At 78.5% G+C, this 10,105-nt stretch carries 1 protein-coding gene; it reads left to right on the top strand.

Features of this window, described 5'->3' with window-relative positions; all coding sequences use genetic code 11:
• A partial coding sequence (locus ACPCK6_RS28480; RefSeq protein ID WP_423482740.1) for an SDR family NAD(P)-dependent oxidoreductase occupies positions 1-10,105 on the top strand: 10,105 nt, incomplete at both ends.

Below are 10,105 nucleotides of genomic sequence, written 5' to 3' on the forward strand. Positions count from 1 at the left end.
GCCGACGGACCGACCGGCGCCGCGCTGGCGCGGCACCTCGTCGCCGCGCACCGCGCCCGCCGGCTGCGGCTGCTGCACGCTGGCGCGACGCCCGCCCCGGCCCTAGCGGACCTGGCCGCCGAACTCACCGCCGCCGGTGCGGAAGCCGTTCCGCTGCCCGCCGAGCGGGCCGGCGACGAGGCGTTCGGCGCCGTCTTCCTCTGCCCGTGCGACGACGACCTGGCCGACGCCGAGGCCGCAGCCCGGCTGCTCGGCCTCGCCGCGACGCTGGACGCCGCGAGCCGGCACCCGGGGGCCGCGTTCACCGTCCTCGCGCCGTCCGCCCTCCTGCTGGGCGCCGCGAGCCGGGAACGGGCCGCCTCGGCCGTCGGCGCCCTGCACGCCCTGGCCACCCGCCGCCGGGCCGCCGGTCACCCGGCCCGGCTCGTCGGCACGACCGCGCCCGCCGAGCGCGGGCCGGCGGCGACCGGACCCGCAGCGGGCACCGCGTCGGCGGCCGTCCGTGCCGACCTCGCCGCGTTCGACGTGGCTCACGACGGCGCCGACCTGGTCGTGCTCGCCCGCCCGGCGGGCCACGCCGACGCCGCGCACCCCGCCTGGCGCGGGCCCGTGGCCGAGCCCGGCGACGCCACGGACGACCGGGACGCCGCCGAGCTGCGCCGCCGGCTGGCCGGGCTCACCACCGCCGAGGGGGACCGGCTCGTGCTCGACCTGGTCCGCGCCGCCACCGCGCAGGTGGCCGGGCTTCCCGGCCCGGCCGCGGTCCGCCCCGGCCGCGCCTTCAAGGAACTCGGCTTCACCTCGGTCGCGGCGGTTGCGTTGCGCGACCGGCTGGCCCGGGCCACCGGGGTACGGCTCTCCGCCACGGCCGCGTTCGACCGGCCCAGCCCCCAGGCCCTCGCCCGGCACCTCGCCGCCCGGCTGCGTGGTGCCGCCGCGCAGGCCGCTCCCACGACGGACCCGGCGGTGGTGCCGTCCACCGGGGACGATCCGGTGGCCGTCGTCGCCATGGCCTGCCGGCTCCCCGGCGGCGTCGCCTCCCCCGAGGAACTGTGGGAGCTGGTCGACCAGGGCCGGGAAGGGCTCACGGAGTTCCCCACGGACCGGGGCTGGGACCTGGCGAACCTGTTCTCCGACGACCCCGACCGCCCCGGCACCTCGTACGCCCGGGTGGGCGGCTTCCTCACCGGCGCCGCGGACTTCGACGCCACCCTGTTCGCGATCAGCCCGCGCGAGGCGCTCGCCATGGACCCGCAGCAGCGGCTGCTGCTGGAGACGTCCTGGGAACTGTTCGAGCGGGCCGGCATCGACCCCACCTCGCTGCGCGGCAGCGCCACGGGCGTCTTCACCGGCGTCATGCACCACGACTACGCCGCGAACCTGCGCCAGGCGCCGCCCGGCACCGAGGGCTACCTCGGCGTCGGCACCGCCGGCAGCGTCGTCTCCGGCCGGGTCGCGTACGCGCTGGGGCTGGAGGGGCCGGCTGTCACCGTCGACACGGCGTGCTCGTCGTCGCTGGTGGCGCTGCACCTGGCCGCCCAGGCGCTGCGCGCCGGGGACTGCTCGCTCGCCGTGGCCGGCGGCGTGGCGGTGATGGGCACCCCGCAGGCGTTCGTGGAGTTCAGCCGGCAGCGCGGGCTCGCCCCGGACGGCCGGTGCAAGGCGTTCGCCGACGGCGCCGACGGAACCGGCTGGTCCGAGGGCGTCGCCGTGCTGCTGCTGGAACGGCTCTCCGACGCCCGCCGGAACGGGCACCCCGTCCTCGCCGTGCTGCGCGGCTCCGCCGTCAACTCCGACGGCGCGTCCAACGGGCTGACCGCCCCCAACGGGCCCGCCCAGGAGCGGGTCATCCGCCGGGCGCTGGACGCGGCCGGGCTCTCCACCGCCGACGTGGACGCCGTCGAGGCGCACGGCACCGGCACGTCCCTCGGCGACCCGATCGAGGCGCAGGCGCTGCTCGCCACGTACGGGGTGGGCCGCGGTGACGCCGAACCGCTGCGGCTTGGCTCGCTGAAGTCCAACCTCGGCCACACCCAGGCCGCCGCCGGGGCCGCCGGGGTGATCAAGATGGTGCTCGCGATGCGGCACGGGACACTGCCGCGCACCCTGCACGTGGACGCCCCGACGTCCGAGGTGGACTGGTCCGCCGGCGCGGTCGAGGTGCTCACCGAGGCCCGCCCGTGGCCCGACGTACGCCGGCCCCGCCGGGCCGGCGTCTCGTCGTTCGGCATCAGCGGCACCAACGCCCACGTCATCGTCGAGGCCCCCGTCGATCCGCCGACCGCCGCCGGGGACGCCGCCCCGCAGCCGCCGCCCGCCACCGCGGCAGCGCGGCCGCCGACCGGCACCGCTCGGCCGCCCGTACCGTGGCTGCTCGCGGCTGCCTCCGGCGAGGCGCTCCGCGACCAGGCGGCCCGCCTGCTGGCCTGGCTCGACGGGCCGGGGGCGCACGCCGACCCGGCCGACGCCGGGCACGCCCTCGCCACCACCCGCGCCGCTCTCGAACACCGGGCCGTGGTGCTGGTGGGCGACGCGGAGTCCGCCCGGACGGGTCTCGGCGCGCTGGCCCACGGCGGACCGGAACCGGACCTGCCGGGCGTGCTGACCGGCCGGGTCGTCGACGGCCGACTCGGCCTGCTCTTCGGTGGGCAGGGCGGTCAGCGCGCCGGCATGGGCCACGAGCTGCACGCGGCGTACCCCGTCTTCGCGGCCGCCTTCGACGCGGCCTGCGCCGAACTCGACCGCTGCCTCGCCGGCCACGCCCCGCTCCCCGTCGCGGACGTCGTCCTCGCGGCCGAGGGCACCGCAGCGGCCGAACTGCTCGACGAGACCCTGTACACCCAGCCGGGCCTGTTCGCCTTCGAGGTGGCGCTCTACCGCCTCCTGGAGCAATGGGGGATCCGCCCCGACGCGGTGCTCGGCCACTCCGTCGGCGAGCTTGCCGCCGCGCACGTGGCCGGGGTGTTCTCCCTCGCCGACGCGGCGGCGCTGGTCGCCGCCCGCGCCCGGCTGATGCAGCAGCTGCCCGCCGGGGGCGCGATGGTCGCCGTCGAGGCCGACGAGGCCGAGGTCGCCGCGCACCTGACCGACCGGGTGGGCCTCGCCGCCGTCAACGGCCCCACCAGCGTCGTCCTGTCCGGCGACACCGACGCGGTGCTGGCCGTCGCGGACACCCTGCGCGCGGCCGGGCGCCGCACCAGCCGGCTGCGGGTGTCGCACGCGTTCCACTCGCCGCGCATGGACCCGATGCTCGACGAGTTCCGCGCGGTCGCGGCCGGCCTCACGTACCGCACCCCGCACCTGCCGGTGGTGTCCAACCTGACCGGCCACCCCGTCGACCCGGCCCGGCTCTGCTCGCCCGAGCACTGGGTGGCGCACGTGCGGGGCACCGTCCGCTTCCACGACGGCGTACGGGCCCTGCACGGGCAGGGCGTCACCACCTTCCTGGAGATCGGCCCGGCCGGTGTGCTCACCGCGATGGCCGGGGACTGCCTCGTCGCCGAGGCCGACGAGCTGGCCTTCGTCCCCGCCGTACGGGGCACCACGGGCGAGGCCGAGGCGCTGCTCGCCGCCGTGGCGCGGCTGCACGTGCGGGGCGTCGCGGTGGACCGTGCCGCCCTCGCCGGCCCCGGCCCGCACCGCCGCGTCGACCTGCCCACGTACGCCTTCCAGCGCCGGCACTACTGGCTTCCCGCTCCCACCGGCGCCGGCGGTCCCGTCGGCGCCGGACTGGCCGACGCAGGGCATCCGCTGCTCGGCGGCCTGCTGGCGGTCGCCGGCACCGGGCAGGTGGTCTGCACCGGGCGGATCGCCACGGCCACCTCGCCGTGGCTTGCCGCGCCCGGCGACGGCACGGCGCCGCTGCTGCCCGCCACCGCCCTGCTGGACATGCTCACCCACCTCGGCGACCAGCTCGGCGCCCCGAGCGTGCGGCGGCTGCGCGTGCCCGAGCCGGTTCCGCTGCCCGCCGAGGCAACCCTCGAGGTGCAGATCGACGTGGGCGCGCCGGACGAGCACGGACGCCGGGTGGCGCACTGTCACGTCCGGGCCGGCGAGGGGCTGCCCTGGCGGGAGGTCGCCGAGGCCGTGCTCGCACCCGTCGACCCGGAGAGCGGCCGGGGCGCCCTCGCCCCCGTCTGGCCACCTGCCGGGGCCCGGCCGGTGGACCTGAGCGCCCCGCCGCACCGCGCGCCGGCCGGGGAACTGGCCCGCGCCGCGTGGGTCGCCGCCGACCGGCTCTACGTCGATGTACGCCTGCCCGACGACGCCCGCGACCCGGACGCCGAGCGGTACGGCGTGCACCCGCTGGTGCTGGACGCGGCCCTGCGCCTGCTCCCGCTCGCCGGCTTCGCGTCGGTCGCCGACGCCGGGCCCACCGCCCGGCTGCTGCCCACCGAGTGGGCGGGCGTGCGCCGCCACGCCGTCGGGGCGCACGCGCTGCGGGTCTGCCTGGCCCCCGCCGGGGCGGACGCGGTGACGCTGAGCGCCGTCGACGACGCGGGCGGGCCCGTGCTCGACGCCGACCGGGTGGTGCTGCGGCCGGTGGACCTGCCGCCCGCCGACCCGCCGGCGCCGGCGGCCACCCCCGCCGGGCTGTACGCCGTCGACTGGCTGCCCGCCGCGTTCCCGGCGACCCCGGCGCCCTCCTGGACGCTCGCCGACGGCACGCCGCCGGACGGGCCGCTGCCGCCGCTGCTGGTGCTGCGGGTCGGTGACGGCGAGCCGGGCCGGCCGGTGCCCGACCGGGCGCACGCCGTCGGCCTCGCCGTGCTCGACGTGCTCCAGACCTGGCTGGCCGACCCCCGCGCGGAGACCACCCGCCTGGCCCTCGCCGTGCGCGACGGCGACCCGGTGCACGCCCCCGTGGCCGGGCTGCTCCGCGTCGCCCAGGCCGAGCAGCCCGACCGTTTCCTCCTGCTCAGCCTCGACACCACCGACGCCGCCGCCATCCGTTCGGCGCTGGCCGCCGCCGACGACGAACCCGAGGTGGCCGTCCGCGACGGCCGCGCGCTGCTGCCCCGCCTCCGCCCCGTCGAGCGGCCCCCGGCCGGCGCGCCGCTCGCGGCCCTGGCCGGCGGCACCGTGCTCCTCACCGGCGGCACCGGCGGGATCGGCCGGCACGTCGCCACCCACCTCGCCGCCGCGCACGGCGTCACCGAACTGGTGCTGGTCAGCCGCAGCGGCCGGGCCGGCGACTGGACGACCGCGCTGACCGACGCCGGCGTCACGGTGCGGGTGGTCGCGGCCGACGTCGCCGACCGGGCGGCGCTCGCCGAGGTCATCGCCCCGCTGGCCGACCGGCTCGTCGCCGTCGTGCACGCCGCCGGGGCCACCGACGACGCCCTGCTCACCGACCTCGACCCGACCCGCTGGGCCCGGACCCTGCGCGCCAAGGTGCACGGCGCCTGGCACCTGCACGAGCTCACCGCCGGCCTCGACCTGGCCGCGTTCGTGCTCTTCTCCTCGGCCGCCGCCACCTTCGGCAGCCCCGGCCAGGGCAACTACGCGGCCGGCAACGCGTTCCTCGACGCGCTCGCCGCGCACCGCCGCGCCCAGGGCCGGCCGGCGAGCGCCCTGGCCTGGGGGCTGTGGGCCGCCGAGGACGGGATGGCCGGCCGGCTCAGCCCCGCCGACCTGGCCCGGCTCGCCCGCAGCGGCACCCGCCCCCTCGACACGGCCGCCGGGCTGGCGCTGTTCGACGCCGCCCTGCACGTGAACCGGCCGGCGCTCGTGCCGATCGGGCTCGACCTGGCCGCCGTACGGACCTCCGGCGAGGTGCCCGCCCTGCTGCGGGCGCTGCTGCCCCCGCCGCCCCGCCGGGCGGTCAACGCCGCCTCCGCGCCCGCCTCCGCGAAGGGCTTCGCCGACCGGCTGGCCGAACTCGCCGAGCCCGAGCGCGCCGAACTGCTGCTGGACCTCGTACGGGCCCGGTGCGCCGCAGTGGTCGGGCACACCCCCCCCGAGCAGGTCGAGCCGCGCCGCCCGTTCAAGGACCTCGGCTTCGACTCGCTGATGGCCGTCGAGCTGAGCAACCGGCTCACCGCCGTCACCGGGGTCCGGCTCGCCCCGCACGCCGTGTTCAACCACCCCACCCCCGAATTGCTCGCCGCGCACCTGCACGCCCGGCTGCTCGGCACCGCCGCCACCGAGGTCGCCGACGCGAGCACCGTCGCCCTGGACGAGCCGGTCGCCATCGTCGCGATGGCCTGCCGCTTCCCCGGCGGGATCGGCTCCCCGGAGGACCTGTGGCGGCTGCTCGACGCGGGCGACGACGTCATCGGCGACCTGCCCGACGACCGGGGCTGGCCGCTGGCCGACCTCCACGACCCGGTGCCCGGCACGCCCGGCCGGACGTACGTGCGCTCCGGCGGGTTCCTCACCGGCATCGCCGACTTCGACGCCGAGTTCTTCGGCATCAGCCCCCGCGAGGCCCTCGCCATGGATCCGCAGCACCGGCTGCTGCTGGAGACCTCCTGGGAGGCGCTGGAACGCGGTGGCATCGACCCGGCCACCCTGCGGGGCAGCCGCACCGGCGTCTTCGCCGGCACCCACGGGCAGGACTACGCCGACCGGGTCGCCCCCGGTGTCGTCTCCGACGACGGCGAGGTCACCGCCGACGAGGGGCACCTGCTGACCGGCACCGCCGGCAGCGTCCTCTCCGGCCGGGTCGCGTACGCGCTCGGGCTGGAGGGACCAGCTGTCACCGTCGACACCGCCTGCTCTGCGTCGCTGGTGGCGCTGCACCTGGCCGTCCAGGCGCTGCGCCAGGGCGACTGCGACCTGGCGCTGGCCGGTGGGGTGTCGGTGATGTCCACCCCGGCCGGGCTGACCGGCTTCAGCCGCCAGCGCGGTCTCGCCGCCGACGGGCGGTGCAAGGCGTTCGCCGAGGACGCCGACGGCTTCGGCATGTCCGAGGGCGTCGGGATGCTGGTGGCGGAGCGGCTCTCCGAGGCCCGCCGCCGGGGCCACCCCGTGCTGGCAGTCGTGCGCGGCTCGGCGGTCAACTCCGACGGCGCGTCGAACGGGCTGACCGCCCCGAACGGGCCGTCGCAGGAACGGGTCATCCGGGCCGCGCTCGCCGCCGCCGGGCTGAGTGCCGCCGACGTGGACGTGGTGGAGGCGCACGGCACCGGCACGTCGCTCGGCGACCCCATCGAGGCGGAGGCGATCCTCGCCACGTACGGGCAGCGCCCGGCCGGCGCCACGCCGGTGCTGCTCGGCTCGGTCAAGTCCAACCTCGGGCACACCCAGGCCGCGGCCGGCGTCGCCGGCGTGCTCAAGATGGTCCTCGCCATGCGGCACGGGCGGCTGCCCCGCACCCTGCACGCCGAGCGCCGCAGCTCGCGGATCGACTGGGACTCGGGAGCGGTGCAGCTGCTCACCGAGGCCCGCCCGTGGCCGGCGGCGGACCGGCCGGTGCGCGCCGGCGTCTCGTCGTTCGGCATCAGCGGCACCAACGCCCACGTGATCGTCGAGTCGGTCGCCGAGGCTCCGCCGGAGGCCGCCGAATCCGAGCCGCCGCAGGAGCGCGCGCTGCCGTGGCTGCTGTCGGCGCGTACCCCGCAGGCGCTCGCCGGCCAGGCGCGGCGGCTGCGGGAGCACCTCGCCGCCCGGCCCGACCAGCGGCCCCTCGACGTGGCGTGGTCGCTGGCCACCAGCCGGGGCACCTTCGACTCCCGAGCGGTGCTGGTAGCCGCGTCCGCGCAGCGGGTCGCCGACGCCCTCGACGCGCTCGTCGAGGGCCGGCCCGACCCGGCGGTCACGCGCGGCGAGGCGCGGCCCACCGGCCGGTGCGTCTTCGTCTTCCCCGGGCAGGGCTCCCAGTGGCTCGGCATGGGGTTGGACCTGCTCGACCAGGCCCCCGTGTTCGCCGAACGCATGGCGGCCTGCGACGCGGCGCTGCGGCCGTACCTGGACTGGTCGCTGCTGGACGTGCTGCGCCAGGCGCCGGGCGCGCCCGGCCTCGACGAGGTCGACGTCGTGCAGCCCGCCCTGTTCGCGATGATGGTGTCGCTGGCCGAGCTGTGGCGCTCGTACGGCGTGCAGCCGGCCGCCGTGGTCGGCCACTCCCAGGGCGAGATCGCCGCCGCCTGCGTCGCCGGGGTGCTCTCCCTGCCCGACGCGGCCCGGGTGGTGGCGCTGCGCAGCCGCGCGCTACGGGCTCTGGCCGGGCACGGGGCGATGGCCTCCGTCGCGCTGCCGGCCGACACGGTCCGCGACCGGATCGCCCGCTTCGGTGAGCGGATCTCGGTCGCCGCCGTGAACGGGCCGGCCGCCGTCGTGGTCTCCGGCGAGCCGGAGGCGGTCGAGGAGCTGCTCGCCGAGCTGGCCGGCGAGCAGGCCCGGGTGCGGCGCATCGCCGTCGACTACGCCTCCCACTCCGCCCAGGTGGAACGCATCCGTGACGAGCTGGCCGAGGTGCTGGCCGGCATCGCCCCCGGCCCGGCCGCCGTGCCGCTGTTCTCCACCACCGACCTGCGCTGGCTCGACGGCGAGGAGATGGGGCCCGACTACTGGTACCGCAACCTGCGCCGGCCCGTCGAGCTGGAACGGGCGATCCGCGCGCTGGCCGCCGAGGGCCACGACGCGTACGTCGAGTGCAGCCCCCACCCGGTGCTCACCGTCGGCGTGGAGGAGACCCTCGCCGACCACGACGGCGATGCCGTGGTGGTCGGCTCGGTGCAACGCGACCAGGGCGGCCGGGAGCGGTTCATGCTCTCCCTGGCCCAGCTCCACGTGTCCGGGGTCGCGGTGGACTGGCGGCCCGCACTGGCCGGCGGCCGGCGCGTCGACCTGCCCACGTACGCGTTCGCCCACCGCCGCTACTGGCCCCGGCCGTTCTCCGGCCCCGGCGACGTCGGCGCCGCCGGTCTGGACGCCGCCGGTCATCCGCTGCTCGGCGCGTCGGTCGTGCTGGCCGAGACGACGGGCCACCTGTTCACCGGGCGGCTGTCGGCCGACGCGCAGCCGTGGCTGGCCGATCACCGGGTCACCGGCAGCGTGCTGGTGCCCGGCACCGGCCTGGTGGAGTTCTGCCTGCGCGCCGGCGACGAGGTCGGCCACCCGTTCCTCGACGAGCTGGTCATCGAGGCCCCGCTGACCCTGCCCGCCGACGGCGCGACGCAGGTGCAGGTGGCGGTCGGCGCGGGCGCCGGCGACGGACGCCGCCCGGTGACCGTGCACTCCCGGCCCGCCGACGCGCCGGCGGGACAGCCGTGGACCCGGAACGCCAGCGCCACCCTCCGCGCCGACCAGCCCGCGGCATCGCCGCAGCTCACCGCCTGGCCGCCGCCCGACACCCGGCCCGTCGACCTGACCGGCTTCTACGCCGGCCTGGAAGCCGACGGGTACGCGTACGGGCCGGCGTTCCAGGGCCTGCGCGCGGTGTGGACCAGCGGCGACGAGGTCTACGCCGAGGTGGAGCTGCCGGCGGCCCAGCGGGTCGACGCCGACCGGTACGGCCTGCACCCCGCCCTGTTCGACGCCGCCCTGCACGCCGCGCACTTCGGCGGCCTCGCCGCGGCCGGGGCCGGCCGGCTCCTGCTGCCGTTCGCCTGGAACGGCGTCAGCCTGCACGCCACCGGGGCCACCGCTTTGCGGGTACGGCTGACCCGGGTCGGGCCGCACGCCATCGCGCTGACCGTCGCCGATCCGACCGGCGCCCCGGTGGCCGAGGTGGCCGCCCTGACGATGCGCCCGATCTCCACCACCGAGCTGGCCGTCACCGACGACCGGGCCACCCGCGACGCCCTGTTCCGCGTCGACTGGACGCCGCTGCCGCCCGTCGAGACGGCCACCCGGGTCGACGCCGTGGCCGTCGCCCCCGGCCTGGACGGGTTCCCGCTGCACCACGGGCTGGACGGGCTCGCCGACGCGGTGGACGCCGGACTGGCCCTGCCCGGGGCGGTGCTCGTGCCGCTCGGCGCGCACCCCGCGCAGCCCACCCCCCGCGCGGCGCGCCACGCCGCCGTGCAGGCCCTCGACCTGGTCCGGCGCTGGCTCACCGAGCCCCGCTGGGCGACGTCGCGGCTGCTGCTGGTGACCCGGGGCGCGGTGGCCGTGCACCACGCCGGCGAGGTGACCGACCCGGCCGCCGCGGCGGCGT

It is taken from the genome of Micromonospora sp. AB353 (assembly GCF_049538395.1).
Classification (GTDB): Bacteria; Actinomycetota; Actinomycetes; order Mycobacteriales; family Micromonosporaceae; genus Micromonospora; species Micromonospora aurantiaca.